This is a genomic window from Micromonospora krabiensis, assembly GCF_900091425.1.
Classification (GTDB): Bacteria; Actinomycetota; Actinomycetes; order Mycobacteriales; family Micromonosporaceae; genus Micromonospora; species Micromonospora krabiensis.
Map to the genome: position 1 here is coordinate 1,954,969 of NZ_LT598496.1, position 18,724 is coordinate 1,973,692.

Sequence of the window (18,724 nt, forward strand, 5' to 3'; positions counted from 1 at the left end):
GGCGAGCGCCACCGGGATGCGGCAGGCTCGTCCCGTCGGGGAGGAACCGGTCAGTGGGGAGCGCTGAGCCGCTGCACCTCCGCGTACGACGGCGGTTCGTCCCCGCCACCGGCGCGGACGGCGGACGCGGCGCCCCCGGCGACCCGCAGGTCGTCCATCGTGGCCAGCGCCGCGCCGAGCGCGGCGCGGAACAGCAGGGACCCGGTGCTGATCCGGGCGACCCCGATACGGGCCAGCTCGGCGACGGTGGGACCACCGGGCCGGTGGAGCACGTTCAGCGGCGCCTCCACCTCCCGGACGAGGACGCCGACGGTGTCGGCGTCGGGGACGCCGGGCGCGAAGAACCCGTCCGCCCCGGCGGCCCGGTAGGCCGCGGCCCGCTCCAGCGCCTGCGGCAGCGGATCGGCCACGCCCAGCCACCAGGCGTCGGTGCGGGCGTTGACGAACAGCCGGGGCACGGCGTCCTTGACCGCCGCCACCTTGGCGGCCGCCGACGTGGTCGAGGCGAGGGTCCCGTCGGCCCGCCCGTCCTCCAGGTTGATGCCGACGACCCCGAGCCCCGCCAACTCGGTGGCGAGGGCGGCAACCTCGGCCGGGTCGTCGCTGAAGCCCGCCTCGACGTCCACGGTCAGCAGCGCCGGCAGCCCGCGCAGCCGCCGGGCCAGCTCCAGCGTCTCCGAACGGGTGGCCGCGCCGCCGTCGGGCAGGCCCGCCGCGGCGGCCACGCCGAGGCTGGTGGTGCCGATCGCCGGGTAACCCCGGGCGGCGAGGGCGGCCGCCGAGGCGTGGTCCCAGGCGTTCGGCAGCAGCAACGGCCGGTCGCCGTGGTGCAGGACGCGGAACGCGGCGTACGGGTCGCTCATCGCGGCACCACCTCGAGCCGGGTCGGCACCCGCAGCAGCGGGTGCGGTTCGTACCGCACCGGCCCCGAGGCGCACCGACACCGGTCGCGGAGCACGTCCAGCACCCCGGCCGCCAGCGCCAGGGCGTGCCGCTGGCCGGGGCAGCCGCGCGGCCCGGCCCCGAAGGTCAGCGCCGGCACCGTCCGGCCGGGCCGGAACACGTCCGGCTCCGCGAAGACCGCCGGATCCCGGTTGGCCGCGTCGAACCGCAGCAGCAGCGGCGTACCGGCCGGCAGGTCGACGCCGCCGAGCCGGACGGCGTCCGTGGTGATCCGCCGGGTGCCCCGGACCGGCGGATCCAGCCGGAGCACCTCGGCGAGCAGTTCGGCCGAGTCCCCCGCGCCGACGGACGGCGCGGACGGGGGCAGCAGGTGCCGGGCACCGGCGCAGATCAGCCCGGCCGTCGCGTCGCACGCCTGGACCAGCAATCCGATGCGGTTGGCCACCATCTCGAACGGCTCCGGCGGGGCCAGCGCCGTCAGGGCGGCGACCGCCCGGTCCGCCGGCCGGACCGCCGCCGGCTCGGCCCCCGGGTGGTACGCGGCGGCGACGGCGGCCACCGCCGGCACGACGGCGTCCGGGTCCGCGAAGCCGAGTCGCTCGGCCAGCACCCGCACCGGTACGCGCCGGGCGAGCGCGCCCACCACGTCCACGCGATCGTCGGCGGCGTCCAGGGTGGCGACGGTGAGCCGTGCGGCGTGCCCGCGCAGGGCGTCCGGGTCGAGCGCGGCCAGCGCCGCGACGCCCACCGCCCGTCGGGACGGGTGCTGCGCCGGGGCACTGAACCGGCTGACCGCGCCGCGCAGCCCGGCCAGCGTGCCGGGCGGCCCGGGCTCGGCGACGGGAACCCGGCAGGACGGCGCCGCGAGCGCGGCGCGCACGTCGGCGAAGCGGGTGAGGGTGTAACCGGTGTCGGGGTGCGGGCGGGGTGGGCCGGACGGTGGCGTGTCGGGGGCGGGGGCGAGGACGGGCCAGGTCAGGGTCACGCGCCGACGCTAGGCGCGGATCGCTACGGTCCCCGCCGAAACGTCGCCCGGCGGGCCGCCTCCGCGGCGACGACCGCGTGATCGACTCGGCATCCCTGATGTCGCGGTATCCGACCGACCGGGACACCCCGACGTCCGGGAAAGCGAGTCGATCAAAGCCGGGCCGCGCGGACGCCCGCCGGACCGGGCCGCACAGACGCCCGCCGGACCGGGCCGCGCGAACGCCCGCCGGACCAGGTAACGCGGACGCCCGGCGGAGCGGGCCGCGCGAACGCGCGGCGGGCCACGCCGCGTGGACGCCCGACGGGGCGGTGGGCGGGTCAGGCCCGCCCACCGCCGGCGCTCCCGGTCGCGGGCGGCGCCAGGGTGGCCGCAGGGACGCCGAGCGCGGCGGCCAGCTCCGGCGCGCCGGCCGGGGTGAGCCGGACGATGCGGCCGTCGCCCCGGGCCAGCCAGCCGAGGTCGAGCAGGCGACCGCAGAGGGCAGCGGCGAGCGCGCCGGAGAGGTGCGGGCGGCGCTCCGTCCAGTCGAGACAGTCGCGCAGCAGCGGCCGGCGGGTGGGACGCAGCGTCGCGAGCGGCAGACCGAGGTCGGCGCACCAGTCCAGCCCCGCCGGGGTGAGGGTGAGCCCACCGGCCCGATCCAGCAGACCCCGGTCGAGCAGGGCGTCGTGGACCAGCACGCCGAGCCGGCCAGCGAGGTGGTCGTAGCAGGTCCGGGCGTACGCCAGGGCGGCGCTGGCCCGCGCGGCGCGCAACGACCGGGCCGGCCCGGGCTCGGCGGGCGCCCGACCGGCCAGGTCCTCGATCAGCTGGGCCACGGACGGGTCGGCCAGCCGCAGGTAGCGGTGCCGCCCCTGCCGTTCCTGCGCCAGCAGACCGCCGTCGACCAGCCGGCTGAGGTGGTCGCTCGCGGTGGACGCCGCGACGCCCGCGGCGCGGGCCAGCTCCCCCGCGGTCCAGGCCCGCCCGTCGAGCAGGGCGAGGCAGATCCGGGCCCGGGTGGTGTCGGCCAGCAGGGCGGCGAGCTGGGCGAGGGCCGGCGCGTCGGCGGTCGTCGGGTGCATCCGCCCATGCTGGCACGGCGACGGTTCGGCCCCCGCCGACGGCGGCGGCGGGCACCGCTCACGACGCCCCTTTACAACGTTGTATTCAACCTTGTAGAAACGGACGGGAAACGCCACACCACCCACGGCAACCCCACCCGAGGCAGGTCTGATGGGACATCTCCGCCACGGCGGCGCGCTCGCCGCCGCACTCGGTCTGCTGCTGACGGCCGCGGCCCCCGCCGCCAGCGCCAGCGCCAGCGCCAGCGCCAGCGCCAGCGCCAGCCCGACCAACGCCAGCGCCAGCCCGGCCGACACCGGCCCGGCCGGCACCGCCGCACGCGGCACGGGCGCCCATTACGGCAACCCGGTCTCCGCCCCGTTCGGCGACACCTTCGCCGACCCGATGATCGTCCGCGGTGACGACGGCTACTGGTACGCGTACGGCACCACCGACCCCCTGCGCGAGGGTGAGAAGCAGTTCCACCGGGTGCCCACCGCGCGCTCGGCCGACCTGGTCGACTGGACGTACGTCGGGGACGCGTTCGGCGCCGACCAGCGCCCGGCGTACGCGGCGCCCGGCGCGGCTTTCTGGGCACCGGACGTGCGCCGGATCGGCGACCGCTACGTCATGTACGTGACGGTCACCGACACCACCGTCTCGCCGGAGGGCAGCGACTACGCGATCGGCGCGGCCACCGCGCCCACCCCGACCGGCCCGTGGACCTTCGCCGACCAGCCGGTCGTCGCGCCGCGCCCGGGCGGGGGCGGCGGCTTCCTGTGGACGATCGACCCGAGCCAGTTCACCGACGTCGACGGGACCAACTACCTCTACTACGGCAGCTACTACGGCGGCATCTCCGTCACCGAACTCTCCCCCGACGGCCTGCGGGCGATCGGCACCCCCACCCTGGTCGCGATCGACAACAAGTTCGAGGGCAGCTACGTGCTGCGCCACGACGGCTCCTACTACCTCTTCGCCTCCACCGCGAACTGCTGCGCCGGCCCGGCCACCGGCTACTCCGTCCAGGTGGGCCGGGCGACCAGCCCGCGTGGGCCGTTCCTGGACCGGGACGGGATCGCGCTGTCCGCGTCCCGGGCCGGTGGCACGCCGGTGCTCACGCAGAACGGCAACCGCTGGATCGGCACCGGGCACAACGGCTTCCTCACCGACCTGTCCGGGCAGGACTGGATCGTCTACCACGCCATTGACCGGGCCGACCCCTACCTCGACGAGCCGTTCGGCATCAACGAGCGCCCGATGCTGCTGGACCGTCTGGACTGGATCGACGGCTGGCCCACCGTCAACGCCGGCGCCGGCCCCTCGGCGGGCACCCGGCCGGCGCCGGTCACCACCGGCGCCCTGGACGAGCGCTTCGACGCCGGCCTGGCCGGCTGGCGACGGGTCACCGGCGACTGGCGGACCACCGGCGGCCGGCTCACCGGCACCGGCGCGCTCACCAGTCGTACGACCGTCGGCGGCGACGTGCGGGCGGAGACCGACCTGCGGCTCACCGGCGCGACCGGCGCCGGCCTGACCTTCGCCGACCGGGTCGAGGTCCGCGTCGACGGTGCGGCCGGGCGGCTGGTCGCCCGCGACGGCGGCCGTACGACCAGCGTCCCGCTGCCCGCCGGCTTCACCGCCGCCGACCGGCACAACCTGGCCGTCGAGGTACGCGGGCGCCAGCTCGTCGCCGAGCTGAGCCCGGCGCGGCTGGGCGACCAGCGGGCCGTGGTGACGCTGCGGCTGGACCGGCCGGTGACCGGCCGGCTCACGCTGGGCGCGACCGGCGGCACCGCCGAGTTCGACAACGTCAGCGCGGTCCGGCTGTACCGGCCGGCGCGCAACGCCGTTCCCGAGCCCGGCGTCGGCGCGCCGCTGCGGGCCTGGTCCGACGAGTTCACCGGCGGCCTCGACCCGGCGTGGAGCTGGGTGCGCCCCGACCCGGCGGCGACCGTGGCGGGTGGTGCGCTGCGCTGGCCCGTGCAGGACGCCGACCTCACCGGCACCGGCAACACCGCTGGGGTGCTGCTGCGTGACGCCCCGACCGGGGACTACGTGGTAGAGACGAAGGTGACCCTGGACCTCGGCGAAGAGTCGGTCCGCAACTACCAGCAGGCGGGCCTGGTCGCGTACGTCGACGACGACCGGTTCGCCCGGCTGGCCCAGGTGGCGATCTGGAACACCCGGCAGGTGGAGTACGGCTACGAGCTGCCCTTCGCCGGCCAGCCGGTGTACGGCGGCACCATCGTCGGCACCCCGGCCCGCACGACGTGGCTGCGGCTGGCGCACCACGTGGACCGGGCGACCGGCGAGCACGAGTTCCGGGCCGGGTCCAGCCGCGACGGCGTGAGCTGGACCTGGGGCGGCGTGTGGACCTTCCCCGCCGGCACGACTCCACGCATCGGCCTGGTCGCGCACGGCGGCGCCCAGCCCGCGGTCACCGCCGAGTTCGATTACCTGCGCTTCTTCCGTTAGACGAGGGCCGGGTACACCGTCACCGACAGTTCTGGCGACGGGGCTGTGGCCGTCAAGCCCGCGTCGAAGTCACGCGGCCCCCGCCACCTTGCGGTGGCGGGGGCCGCGCGGTTGTGGCCGGGGACGAGTCAGTCCTTCGGTGCAGGCAGGACGTGCGCCTTGAAGGTGTCGGTCGCGACCGACCCAGCCGACTGGGAGTCCACCGCGGACACCATCACCGCGTCGTTCATGTTGCGGAAGACGACCATCCAGTCGGTCTCAACAGCGCCGCTGACCGGGATGACGGTGGGATCGCTGGCGGCCAGCACCGTCGGGGTCGGGTCGCCGGGTGCCCGGACCAACTGCCAGGTGCCCCAGGTCTGGGAGCCCTGAGCCGTCTCGAAGACCCGGTACAGCTCGCTGTCGGTGCCCCGCACGACCACGGCGGCCCGCCCGAGCACGGGGTCGAGGATGGCCGCGGGCGAGCCGGCGGCGTTGGTGAGTGTGCCGACGGTAGCCCAGGTGCCCGGCCAGGCACCGGCCGAGTTCTGCCGCTTCGTCAGGATCGAGCCGTCGGCAGCGCGCGCGAAGACGGCGGTCGCGTGGCCCGGGAAGGTGATGGCCGCCGGGCTGCCGGTCACGTTGCCACCCAGGTCGGTCCACGGGGTCAGGCCGCCGTCGGTCGCGTACAGGGCGGTCTTCACCGTGCCGGAGGTGCTCGTCGCGACCAACCGGTAGCCGCCGTCGACCGGCACCGCGGTGAGCGGGCCGGCGAGACCGGCCACGCCCAGGCTCCTCCACGCGGCGTCGGTAGCGGTCTGCCGGTAGTGCCAGAGTCGACCGTCCGCGTCGACCGCGAAGATCACGCTGAGGCCGGTGGAGAGCGTCACCGCGACCGGTGCGCCGGCCATCGAGCCGCCCAGGTCCGACAACGGATTCCAGGACTCCGCGCCGGCGGCGGTCTGGGAGCTCGTCCAGATGTTGCTGCTGTTGTGCTGCGCCGTCACCTGGACGGCACCGGTGCTGAGCTGGTTGAGCGAGGTACGCCCCGTGAGTGCCTCCATGCCGGAGATCACGGTCCACTTGACACTGCTCATGTCGTCCACGTTGCTCTGGTGGCCGATCCGCAGCCGGCCCAGGTTGTCGGTGTACGCGTACTGGAGGGTGGCGAACTGCGTGTCGGTGGCCGTGCCCTGGAATGCGGACACCGGTGCGTACGCCTGGGGCGGCAGCGGGTCGAGCCGGTCGGCGAACCATGCCTGGAGGTCCACCAGGAGATGGACGGTACCCGAGCTGCTGTTCTTGATCCGGACCTTGCCCTCGGTACCGACCTTGCTGACGACGAGACTCGACCGAGCCACCTGACCGGGGGCGAAGTTGTCCGTCGACGCCCCGTTCTCGGTGCCGTCGAGCGGTGACACGGTGAAGAAGCCGCTCGCGGACGGGCTCACCGCGGTCACGTTGAGGACCGCGCCGGCGATGCCACGGGTCGGCAGGCCGTTGGTGCCGCCGATGGCAACGTCGACCGTGGCGAACGCCGGCAGCGGGGAGCCGCCGTTAGCCCGGGTGTCCAGCAGGACGTCGGTCAAGACGGGACGCAGTCCCGCTCCCGTGGTGGGGCCGGCGGTGAAGTAGCCCTGCACGCTGATCGCGACGTGGGCGGCGGGGCCCCGGTTGGTGATGACCACCTTGCCGTCGGCCGGCAGTTTGACGCTCGTTCCCATGGATGTCGTGCCCACGACGTAGTCGATGGCGTTCGCCGCGCTCGGCTCGTTCGCCGGGGCCAGCATCACGTACCCGGTGCCGGTCGCGCCGGTGACGATCAGGTCGACCATGGCGGCCTTCGCACCCGCCGGGACGACGCCGCCGGTCAGCGTGACCGTCCGGGTGCCACCGTTGGCGATGGTGCCGGTCGAGGTGCCCTGCCCGGTACGGGTGTCAACCAACCGGGTGTGGTTGACGGGCACGAAGCCCGAGCCGTTGACCCCGTCGTAGGAGGACTTGAAATAGCCCTGCACGTCCAGCTTGACGTGGGTGTTACCGCCCGCGTTGTAGACCGCGATCTTGCCGTTTTCACCGACCTTCACCACGGCGGAGTTGGAGATCGTCTGTCCGGTCGAGGCGTTGAGGGCGGACGCCTCAGGCTTCGGCGTTCCGTCCGGGTAGACCCTCAGGAAGGTGTTGGCCGTCGGGCTGATGGCGGTCACATCGACCAGGAGGGCGTCAACGCCGGTGGCCGGGATACCGCCCACGCCGAGCGCCTGGACGGACACGGTCGTGTTGGGCCCCCGGGTGCCGGTGACCCCGCCGGTTCCGGAGCGGGTGTCCAGCAGGACCGCGTTGAGGGGTACGAAGTCCCCCTTCTTACCAGACACGTCCGCGTACGCCGCATGACCCGGCACCCACGCGAGAGCAAGCAGAACCACAAACAACAGGAGCGAGGAGAATTTCTTACGCTCAGCCGACACTGATAGCGGCATATTCCTATCTCTCCTAACCAAACAATGGATAGCCGTGGCGCGACCGATTAGTCCGACAAGCCGATGCTTTAAAACCCCTATCGCACATGGAGACGCGCTCCGTCTTTCGCGAGGAACGACGGTCAACACCCACATGTCCTCACAGCCAAAGGCCTGAGTGGGTCCACGCTCGACTACGCATGGCGAACGCAAGCAATCCAAACGAGCCCGCGGCTACGTGGCGTCCCCGGATGGCGGGCTGATTCGTTCCGCCGCGATTCCCCCGACGAGATGATCCAATCCCAACTCTCGAAGCCCAAGCCTGAAAACGGCAACCGATAGGTAATAGAGAACGCCGTCCTGGTCGATCGCCAGGAAGAATTCGCCCTGCCCCACCTCTCCGAGCGGAAAGAACGACAGACCGTAGCGGACGGAAAGCTCGGCAAATCTTTTCTCCTCCCCGACCGCAAGTCCCGGGTCGATTTCGAATGATTCTTGTGCGACCGCGGCTCCGGGTCCGTTGACCTCCACGCGAACACCACCGAACTCCCGCAGGAACTCCTCGGCTGCGGCGTGCCAGGCGAAGTCGCCCAGCGACTCCTTCCATGGTGCGATGTCAACCTGACGCCCGGGGAACCAGCCGGCCCGCCGGAGAAGTAGCTCCAATCGAGGGGAGAGCGGAGGCATTTGGTCACCCCATCTTGAAATCGATGTCGAAGTGCTGCACGAGGGCCTTGCAACTATCGCAGGGTCCGATGTGCTTCAAGAAGTTGCTGTTGGTTGGGGCGCGACCCAAGACAGCGGTAGCGGTCGCTCCAGTCGGATCAAGGCCGGCGCCGAGTGCCTCCGTCAGGCACTGCACCAAACCACAACCTCCATGATTGTTTCCACGCGCAGTGGTCGGAATGGAGTCGAGGATGTCTCTGACAATCGGGTGCACTACCCGGTTGCCCGCCCCTCCGTCGCTGTAAGCAACGATCGGACGCTGTCCCGGTATCTGGAGGCCTTCGATCACTCCCGGACGCTCAGCATTCGTCAGGCCGGCGACACGCGCCGCTTCCGCCTCGACTGCGTCAACAACTTCACAATTGTGCGAAAGAACCGGCCTGTCGCCAGCCACCACATAGTACGTGTGGAGGCCGTCGACGGTCAGGTTATAAGCCGTCTGCCACTCGGACCGCTTCCGGACCTCGGCCACCGATGCCGGCCGGTGGTCGGCGGTCTCGAAGACATAGCCGGGCTGGAGGTCCTTGGCCTCGCTCCAGCGACCCTGGTAGTCGAGCCAGAACGGGTGTCCGTCGGTCGCCGTCAGCTGACCGGTACGGTCGCCCTTCGCGCCATCGACGTCGACGGTGATGTCGACGAGCTTCTTCATGCCGGTGCCGACGATCAGCGCGGTCACGAGACGCGCCTCGGTACGGCCGGTCGTGGGGTCGGTCGCCAGGACCCTGTCACCGACCCGGACGGCACTGATCGCCTTCCGGCTACCGTCGGCCATCAGCACCCGCGTCTCCGCGGTGAAGCTGTTGCACTTCCCGAGCACCTTGTTGGCGAGCGACCGGGCGCTGCCCGCGACCGCACGGGTCTCGGAGACGATGGCACGGGCCTCGCCGATGCCGGCGCTGAGGGCTTTGCTGCCGGCGGCCCGTAGCCCGCCGCTCAGCCCGCGGATCCCCGCGCCGATCGCCGCGCCGCCGATGGAGGCGACCGCGCCACCCAGCGCACCGGTGACCGCGCCGAAGGCGGTCGCGCCGACCAGGTCCCAGCCGCGCTTGCCCTCCATGGCACCGGTGACCGCGGAGCCGACGGCGCCGGCGAGCGCGCCGCAGGCGACGGCCCCAACACCGGTCCAGCCGATGGCCGCGCCGCAGCCGAGGCCGACGACGGCGCCGGCGGCGAAGCCGGCGATCTCCGCGGCGTGGTCCTCGACGAACTGGGTCGCCTTGTCCCACATCGTCGTGACGCCCTCGGTGATCGAACCGACCGCTTTCGCCGCTTCGAGCCAGAGCTTCTGTTGGAACTTCTTCGGGTCCTGGATCGCCATGGTGGTGGTCGCGACGATCGCGGGCAGCATCTTGAGGCCCGTCGAGACGATCTTGATGCCGGCCATGAGCGGTTTGGTCAGCGCCGCCACCACGGGCAGCTTGGTGAACTTCACCGCCTGCTTGACGGCAGCCTTGGCTGCGTTCGTCACCGCCACCTTGGCCTGGTGGATGCGCTGTTGGACGATCTGGGCTTGCTGTCTGGCCCAGTTCTCCACGGCTCGGCCCACCGAGCTGTTGCGGATCGCGTTGCCGACGTACTTGACCGCGGTGACCGCCTTGTTGGCGAGCCACTTCGCACCGTCGGAGATGGCACGGCCCACCGCCTTGAGGCCGGACCAGGCCATCGAGGCGTAGCTCTTGGTGTAGTTCCACACCGTGGAGATGCCGCTGCTGACGTTGCTCACCACGTTCGAGACGGTGTTCCTGACCGCACCGGCCGCCTTCTTGAGCCACTTCGGCCAGTGGCCGTCCGGGTCGTCGAAGTCCAGCGGCGCGCCGGCGCCGTACGTGTACCGGTTGGCCAGGATCGAGTCGCCGCTGCTGTAGGTGGCGCTGTCCCGCGAGGTGAAGGTGCCGGTCCCCGGCTCGTACCACCGGGCCCCCATGTCGACCTGGCCGGTGGTCGGGTCGGTCCAGTCCCCCTGGTAGCCGAGGTTGCCGGTGTCGCCGACGCTGGTCAGTTTCTTGCCGAACGGGTCGTACGCGGTGGAGTCGTTCAGCGCGGGGAGCTGGGTGTCGGCCGGGTCGATGGCCGCCACCACGTCACCGTGGGCGTCGGTCAGCGACAGCCGCTGGGTCGAACCGATGCCGGTGGCGAGCAGTTCGTTGCTCGGCCCTCGGGCGTAGTACTCGGCCCCGTCGTGGACCACGTCGTCGGTGAGGCCCGCGTAGACGAAGGCTGTGCCGGTGCGGGAGACCACCCGGTCCAGGCCGTCGTACTGGTAGGTCTCGTCCTTGGCCGCGGTGAGCCGGTCGAACGCGTCGAACGCGAACTGCTCGGTCAGCCCCGAACTGGTCCGCCCGCGCAGCGTCCCTCGGGCGCTGTAGCTGTAGGTGTAGTCGCCGTCGGAGATCAGCCGGTTGCGCTCGTCGAAGGTGGCGGTCTTCGCGCCGGCCTTCACCCGGTTGCCGCTGGCGTCCCACACGTAGTCGACGGTCCCCGCCGCCGACGTCCAGCTGAGCAGGCGGCCCGCCTTGTCGTACGTGTAGGAGTTGTCTCCCGCGCCGGCGGTGCCGGTGGTCTTCTTCCGGGTGACGTGGCCGTTGAGGTCGAACTCGTAGCCGACCGAGGCGACCACCTGATTCGCCGAGTTGCGCAGCACGTCGCTGTCGACGCGGCCGTAGTCGTCGTAGCCGAACGCCCGCACCCGACCGGCGCCGTAGTCGATGGTCGTCACCTGGCCGGCCGCGTTGTAGCCGAACTTCTCCCGCTGGCCGGTGATGCCGTCGGTGACCGTGTCCAGCCGGCCCTTGACGTACCCGAACGCGGCGGTGCCGCTCATGTCGGTGCGGCTCGTCATGAGTCCGTCGTCGTCGTAGTCGAAGCTGGCCGTGCCGGACGGGCCGGCGGCGGAGACGAGTGCGCCGCGGTCGTTGTAGCGGTACGAGTTCGTGCCACCGGGCGCGTTGACGCTGACCAGGCGACCGGTCCGGTCGTAGTCGAGGGTTCGGGTGGCGGTGGCGGTCTCGCCGCCGGAGCCGGTCTCCTGGGTCATCCGACCGGAGGCGTCGAAGGTGCGCGTGCGGCTCACGCCACCGGGAGCGCTGAGGCGGGTCGCGTTGCCGGCCGCGTCGTACCCGATGGTCCAGGTGCGGTCGGCAGCCGCCGGGTGGCTGACCGTCGCCGGCTCGATTGCCGACTCCGGCAGGCCCAGGCTGTTGTACGTGTAGATGGTCGAGTTGCTCCGCCCGTCGGTGTAGCGCGTGCGGTTCCCGGCGGCGTCGTAGCCGAACGACGTGGTGATCGACTCGGTGGCGTTCACCGGCTCGACCTGCTTCACCAACCGGCCCGCGGCGTCGTACTGGTATCGCGTGACGGTCTCGTATGGGTCGGTTGCCGAGGTCAGGTGGCCGGCGATGTCGTACCCGTAGGTCTGCGTGCGCAGCACCGTCCCGTCCGGCTTCAGGTCCGAGTCGCTGACCTGGTTGCCGAACAGGTCGTAGCCGATCCGGCTGGTCCGGCCGAGGCCGTCGGAGATGCGGATCTGTCGCCCGACGTGGTCGTACCCGAAGAGCGTCGCCTCGCCGGTCGGCCTGGTCGTGCGGGTGACGGCACCGGTGGCGTCGAAGGTGTTGACGGTGGTCGCGCCGGTCGGCGAGATGATCGACGTCGCGTTGCCCGCGTCGTCGTAGGTCATCCGGGTGACCAGGTTGCGGGTGGTGGGGTGACGCTCGACGAGCGTCTGGCTGACCTGCCGGTCCAGGTCGTCGTACGTCGACTCGGTCCGGACCCCGTTCGGGTCGGTCACGGAGAGGACCTCACCGGTGCGGGTGTACGTGAAACTGGTGACCGCCCGGTCGTCGTTCGTCTTCGCCGGCTCGTCCCGGGTGACGAGCCGGTTCAGCTGGTCGTAGGTGTAGCGGGTCGTCCCGTCCGGGTCGATCTCCTCGAGCACGTTGCCGAGCGGGTCGTACGACGTACGCACCTCCGGGGTGACCGGTTGGGTGACGCCCGGCGCCTGGTAGGTCGGGGCGACGGTCCGCACCGGTCGGCCCAGCTTGTCGTACTCGGACCGGTTGATGAGGCCGCGCGGGTCCTTGATCGCGACCTGCTCGCCGAAGGTGTTGTAGCCCACGACACTGATCGGGCTGGTGGGGGTGGCCGTGCCGCCATCGCTCTCCGCGTCGACGGTCGGGCCGGTGGCGCGGACCTGCTGGCCGCGCTCGTCGTACTCGTAGGTGGTGGTGTAGGCCGCCTTGTTCGCCCCGGCCTCGTTGCCGCGCGGGTCGGTCATGGTCAGCCGCAACCCACGCTGGTCGTAGGTGTAGCTGGTGGTCCGCGACGCGGTGCCGGCGACGACGCTCTCGGTGAGCACGTTGCCGGCGTCGTCATAGGTGTACTCGACGGTCTCGGAGGTGACCGCGGTGCTCCAGGGCACGTTGGACGGGTTGCCGGTCCGCACCGAGCGGGTGACGTTGCCGTTGAGGTCGTAGGTGACGGTGGTCGCCCGGTGCAGTCCGCCCGGGTCGACGACGGTGCTGGTCACCTTGCCGGCCCTGTCCGGGGTGTACTCCGTGACCTGGGTGCCGTTGCCGGCGACCTTTCGGGTCACGTTGCCGGCACCGTCGTAGGTGTTCTCCTCCACGACGTAGTCGCGGGTGGTGCCGTCGGGGTTGTGGAAGTTCTTGAGGGTGATCTTCTCGAGCAGGTCGTCGCGGTAGTACTGGTACTCCAGCCGCCGGCCCATCGCGTCGGTGTCGCTGGCGAGGCGACCGGCGAAGTCGTACGAGTAGGAGTGCAGCACCAGGTAGTCCCCGGTGCCCGTGCCGGGTGAGCCCGGCGGGTCGCTGCGCCAGTCCCGCAACCGCACCTCGGCGACCTTGTTCTGGGCGGTGTACGCCCAGTCGTACCGGTTGCCGTTGGCATCGGTCGAGGTGGTCTTGTTGCCGAACCGGTCGTAGCCGTAGGTGGTCTCGTTGCCCTCGGCGTCGACGACCTTGGCCGGGCGGCCGTAGTCGTCGTACTCGGTGCTGCTGACCCGGTCGGGGTCGCCGCCGAGCAGGTCGGAGACGGTCACCGTGGTGGGGTTGCCGTCGGCGTCGTACTCGGTGGTGGTGCGGCTCTGGTGCCGGGTGCCGTTGACGGCGTCGGTGGTGACCGGGCCGGTGACGGTGGCCACCCGGGAGTGCTTGTCGTAGGTGATGGTGGTGGTGACGCCCGCCGGGTAGCTGTCGGAGATGACCTTCTCGGTGATCCTGCGGCCGAGCGTGTCGTACGTGTACTCGGTGGTCAGGCCGGACGGTTCGGTCACCCGGGCCAGGTCGCCGTTGCTGTAGTACGCGTTCCGGGTGACCTTGCCCCGGCTGTCGGTGCTGGTGGCCAGCAACCCGCTCGGCGGGTTGCCCCCGCCGACGGCGGCCTCCCCGCCGTTGGTGTAGGTGTGGCTCACGGAGCTGCCGTCCGGGTTGGTCTGGATGGCGAGCTGGCCGTTGAACGCGTACGACATGGTGGTGCGGTACTTCAGGTCGGTGGCGCTCTCCGAGCGCCCGTCGCGGGTCTCGACCGCGAGGTCCTTGCGGGGGTCGAGGGGGTTCGTGATGGTCGTCGAGTACGTGTAGTAGTTCGTGTAGCACTGGGTGGCGGTGCGGCAGCTCTTGCGGGTCGCGAGCCGCCCCTCGCCGTCATAGGTCATCTCGACCGAGTCACCGTTCTCGTTGGTGACCTTGGACTGCATGCCCTGGTCGTTGTACGAGAAGGTGCGGATGGCCATGCCGTCGAGCGGGTGGAGGACGAAGACGGGTCCGCCGGAGTCGCCCGGGATGACGGTGCAGAACGCCGGGTCGTTCGGGTCGGGCTGCGAGCAGACTGGCGTCGGGGTGGGGCTGGGCGACGGGGTCGGCTGCGGCGGCCGGTCCTCCTGGCGGGTCTCGATGCCGAGCGGCGTCCCCGTCCGGAGCAGCTGACCGTTCAGGGCGTCGTACTCGTACAGGTACGGGCGGTTGGCGGGGTCGAGGACCTGTACGCCGCGACGCAGGTCGCTGTCGCCTCCGTAGATGGTCGGTTGGCCGAGTTTCCAGGTGCCGCCGTCCTGGTCTGTGTACTCCTTCACCCGGTCGGTCGCCGTGTCGTACTCGACCTCCGTCGCGACCCGCCCGCTGGGCAGCGAGACCCGGATCAGCTGTTGGGCGGCGGGCTTGGCGTAGCGGAAGTGCGCGGCCACGGTGGTCGGGCCGAGGGGGCGGGAGTAGACGGCGACCTCGTCGATGGTCCCGGCGAAGTAGCGCTGCGCGGCGCTTCCCCAGGCCGGCCAGGACGCGGGCGCGGTGGTCGAGGCGAGACCGACCTGGTTGAAGGTGAGGAGCGACGCGTCGATGGTCTGTCCGGTCAGCTCACCCACCTTGACGCCGTCGAGGTACATCGTCTGCGTGTTGGCCATCGCGGAGAGCACGACGTGGTGCCACTTGTTGTCGTTGACGAGCGTCGAGGACGTGATCGGGGTGATGGAGCCGGTGGCGAACTGGCCGCGTAGCTTGCCGTCGGTGCCCGTGTAGAGGACGGGGACGGCGCTGGTCGGCGCGGTGCCGACCGCCTTGTCCTGGTAGCCGAGAAGCGGGCCGCCGGTCTGGGTCAGACCGATCTTGAACCAGAGCTCCACGCTCGCGTCACGGCTCTTCTTCACCAGGCCCTTCGGCAGTTCCAGGTAGGCGGAGGTGCCGTTGAAGGCGGCCGCGGTGCCGCTGGTGCCCTCCAGGACGCCGGGCTGGCCGAGCGTGACGTTGCGGTAGGTGCCGACATCCTTGCCGAGGTTGATGGCGACGTCGCTGGCGGCGCTCGTACCCTCGGACTCGCCCAGGTGGTAGTACGAGTCGGGCTTGGCGTCGAGGACCGCGGTGCGGTAGTGCGACCCGGCCGCGTAGTCGTAACCGGTGCATCCCCCGTCAGGGCCGCAGACCTTTGTCAGCAGGTCACCGTTGTAGGTGTAGTTCCAGGTCAGTGCCTCCCCGTTCACCGGGTCGGTGGCGACCGAGGTGATGTGGTTGCCCGTCCAGGTGAGGCGCAGCGCGCGGCCGGCGGTGTTGGTGAGGCTGTTGGCCACGTAGACCCGGACCGGCTTGCCGGTCATCACGTCGTAGCTCAGCACGACCGAACGCGACGCGACGTCGGTGATCTTCTGGAGCTTGCCGCTGGCGAGGGCGAACTGGTAGGTCGACCCGGACCGGTCGACCAGCTTCCAGCTGGTGGAGTCGACGGTCAGTTTGGCCACCCGCCCGGCCGGCGCCGCGTACGTGCCGTCGGCGTTCCTGCCGAACCGCACCTCCTGGCCGTCCGGGTAACGGATGACGACGTTGCCGGATCCGTCGTTGTCGGGCGTCAGGACCATGTCGTAGCGGCTGGACCACCCGGCACCGAACGCGCTGGTCGTGCGTGGATCGAGGCTGTTGTACGTGCGCCCGAGGTTGAGCTCCGGCCCGACAGTCGCCACGGTGGCGTCGACGGCGGCGGTGGAGAAGTTGCCGGTCTGCGCGTCGAACTCGCGGCCCTGTTCGGCGCCCGGCGCGGCGCCGACGCGGGAGAGCAGGTCCGGCTGCGGCACGGCGGCCGTCAGCACCGAGTACGGCGAGGTCACCTCGTTGGCGGTGTCCTTGACGTACGACCGCCACAGGTAGGTCTTGCTCCAGGCGAGCCGTCCACTCGGCACCGACCACGACTGCTTGGCCTGGTAGCCGGAGTTGGTGCAGTTGGTGGCAGCGCCGGTGTCCGTCCGGTCACAGATCTCGAATTTGAACGACAGGGTGGATCCGGGCGGGGCGTCGGTGTCGACGGCTCGCGCCCACAGCAGCGGGGTCAGCGTCGGCGCCTGGTAGCCGTTCTCCGGGTAGAGCTCCTGCACCACCGGCGGCACGTCGAAGACCTGGAGGACAATCCGGCCGGGAGGCACCTGCTGGTCGGTGAAGACGATGCCGCCGCTGCGGACCATGGTGAAGTCGAGGAAGTACGAGCCGGGCGGAAGCGCCTTGATGGTCGCGTCGAGGGTCACCTTCGCGCCTCGGGCGAGGGTGGCTGGGAGGTTGGCGGCCCGCTGCTGGGTCACGGCCGCGCCCGTGGTGGCGTTGTACGCCCGGTAGGCCAGGTAGTAGTTGCTCGGCGACCAGGCCTCCGCACCCAGATTGGTGACGGTGACCTTGACCTTGCCGTTCTGGTTCCGCAGCACCGGCGGTTCCGGTGTCGGCTTGGGGATCGCGTACCCGGCGTTGTAGGGCGTGTGGGTGATATACAGGGATGGCGGGTTGGCGGTGCCCGTGCCGGCGAACTTCTTCCAGGCGGTGCTGTCCGTGGTCGAGGCCCGCAGGGAGAGGCCGTAGTTGGCCTGGGTGCCGTTCACCCAGCGCTGCACGAGATTGCGACCGGCCACGCCGAGGTCGAACATCTCCCCGGCCGCCGGGCAGGCCGACTGCGACTGGCCGAGACCGATGTAGCCGTGGGCGAACGAGCGGCTGGCCAGGGAGCCGCCCACCGCCGGGCCCGGGTACGAGTAGTCGGTGCCCGCGGACCACGAGGCGGTCACCGGGTGCACGGTGACCGCACGCGCCTTGCACGAGGCCGCGTCGAAGTTGACCACGGACAGGGCCGCGCCGTAGATGGTGTGGTACTGGAGCCGGCTCACCAGGTCGCCGAACTTCAGGTACGCCGCCGCGTTCTGCCCGCCGGAGCGACCGACCAGCAGTTCGTTCCCGCCGGAGGTCGAGTTGCTGCCGTGGACGTACATGCTGCTGTCCGACCGCACGGGGTCCACCGCTGGCCCGACGGTGGGGTCGACCTCGACCGGGTACGTCCTCGCCGGGTCGGCAAGCCAGGCACGGTCGAGGGTCATCTTCAGCGCCGGCTGACCGCCGGTGGTGACGATTTCGTACGTCACTCCGGTCGAGGTCGCCGGGCCGGTGTCGCCGGAGCCGGAGTCCATCATGTAGCCCGGCGGGATGACGCCGAGCTGGCGACCGTCCTGGGCGGTGAGGACGACCTGGCCGTCGACGAGCTTGGCGGTGAGGTCGCGCAGCCGCAGCGGGAAGAGGTAGGTCGTGGGTGCCTTCGCCGAGTGCAGGACCAGCGTCTCCTTGACACCGCCCGCCCGGGGCTCGAGCCGCAGGTCCATCTCGGGACGGACACCCGGATACGTCACCGTCCGGCCCTCGACCCGTCCCGCGCTGTCCGCCGCCTCGGCCAGGCCGAAGGCGAGCTCGGCGCCGCCGTCGAAGGTCAGCCGGGCCAGCTCGCCCGCGGCGCCACGGTCGGCGAGACGCAGACCCACCGAGTCCGCGCCGGTACGCCAGCCGGACCCGTCGCCAGCGGGCACCAGGTCGAGTTCGATCGGAGCCCAACTACCGTCCGGCTTGCGGTAGTTGATCGGCGCGGACGAGAACTCGGTGGTCTGCGTGCCGTCGGCGTTGTCGTACACCCGCTGGTTGGCGGTGCGGTCGCCGGTCCGCTCCCGGCTGTTGCTTTTGTCGTAGCCGCGCTTGCCGACGGCGGGCGCTGCCGCGACGGAGGCCCTGTTCCGCCCCGGCTCGGCCTTCTGGTCGAGCTTGTGCAGCGGGAACCGGCTTCGCTCCGACTTCGGCAGCTCCCGGTTGACGCGGCCGGGCTTGACGTGGGAGCGGTCGGACGCCGAGCCCCAGCTCTGGGCCGGCTTGGCGCCCGCGGCGCGTCCGGCCCCGGCCTCCGCGTCGCGCGCCGCGCCACTCGGCAGCGCGGTCACACCGCTGCCGGCCACGTTCATCACCAACACGCCGACGAGTGCGACGGCGACGGCCGAGCGGACGGTGGCCGAGTGACGCGCCGCCCGCCGTCCACGCGCCGACGACCGGAGTCGGGACAGGCGTGCGCGCAGGTCGGACAGGTGGGGAGGGCGGATCGGCATGGAGACCTCCGGATAGAGGTTGTGGCGTGGCCCGGTGGAACGCCTAAGGCGGGACGACAGCATCGGGGCCTGCCCGTCGCGGGGAGCGGCACCGGATCAAGGGCAAGCGAAAGGAGATGTTGCGTAAACGGCCGTGGAAGCTCCGAGACGCACCCGATGCGGGCGCCGTTCGCCGTAGGTCAGCTCGGCCGATAATCGCCGTAGAGCGAATCCGTTGCGACGAAATGATGAGCCACGAAAGTCCGGTCGACA

The 18,724-nt window shown here is 71.5% G+C and carries 7 protein-coding genes; 1 reads left to right on the forward strand and 6 read right to left on the reverse strand.

Annotated elements, in window-relative coordinates; all coding sequences use genetic code 11:
* Nucleotides 1–50: 50 nt before the first annotated feature.
* From GA0070620_RS08750 to GA0070620_RS08760, 3 genes are all read right to left on the reverse strand, one after another.
* Nucleotides 51–863 (reverse strand): isocitrate lyase/PEP mutase family protein, encoded by an 813-nt coding sequence (locus GA0070620_RS08750; RefSeq protein WP_091589394.1) that lies wholly within the window; start codon nucleotides 861–863, stop codon nucleotides 51–53.
* A complete protein-coding gene (locus GA0070620_RS08755; protein WP_231922295.1) occupies nucleotides 860–1,888 on the reverse strand; it encodes a cytochrome P450 in 1,029 nt (342 codons plus the stop codon). The genes GA0070620_RS08750 and GA0070620_RS08755 overlap by 4 nt, the downstream gene beginning before the upstream one ends.
* Before the next feature lie 320 nt (nucleotides 1,889–2,208).
* On the reverse strand, nucleotides 2,209–2,955 hold the full coding sequence (locus GA0070620_RS08760; RefSeq protein WP_091589395.1) for an ArsR/SmtB family transcription factor: 747 nt from the start codon (nucleotides 2,953–2,955) through the stop codon (nucleotides 2,209–2,211).
* A 151-nt stretch (nucleotides 2,956–3,106) separates the two neighbouring features.
* Between GA0070620_RS08760 and GA0070620_RS08765 the strand changes: the two genes are divergently transcribed.
* Nucleotides 3,107–5,413 (forward strand): family 43 glycosylhydrolase, encoded by a 2,307-nt coding sequence (locus tag GA0070620_RS08765; protein ID WP_091589396.1) that lies wholly within the window; start codon nucleotides 3,107–3,109, stop codon nucleotides 5,411–5,413.
* 128 nt (nucleotides 5,414–5,541) lie between these two features.
* Here GA0070620_RS08765 and GA0070620_RS08770 read toward each other — a convergent pair whose 3' ends face one another.
* The 3 genes from GA0070620_RS08770 to GA0070620_RS33990 form a co-directional block, all read right to left on the reverse strand.
* Nucleotides 5,542–7,794, reverse strand: coding sequence for a hypothetical protein (locus GA0070620_RS08770; RefSeq protein WP_157741567.1), 2,253 nt, complete (start codon nucleotides 7,792–7,794; stop codon nucleotides 5,542–5,544).
* A gap of 291 nt (nucleotides 7,795–8,085) precedes the next feature.
* The gene (locus tag GA0070620_RS08775) at nucleotides 8,086–8,538 is read right to left on the reverse strand and encodes an SUKH-3 domain-containing protein (protein WP_091589398.1); all 453 of its coding nucleotides are present in this window, start codon (nucleotides 8,536–8,538) and stop codon (nucleotides 8,086–8,088) included.
* 4 nt (nucleotides 8,539–8,542) lie between these two features.
* The gene (locus tag GA0070620_RS33990; protein ID WP_091589399.1) at nucleotides 8,543–18,472 is read right to left on the reverse strand and encodes a LamG-like jellyroll fold domain-containing protein; all 9,930 of its coding nucleotides are present in this window, start codon (nucleotides 18,470–18,472) and stop codon (nucleotides 8,543–8,545) included.
* Between the last annotated feature and the right edge of the window lie 252 nt (nucleotides 18,473–18,724).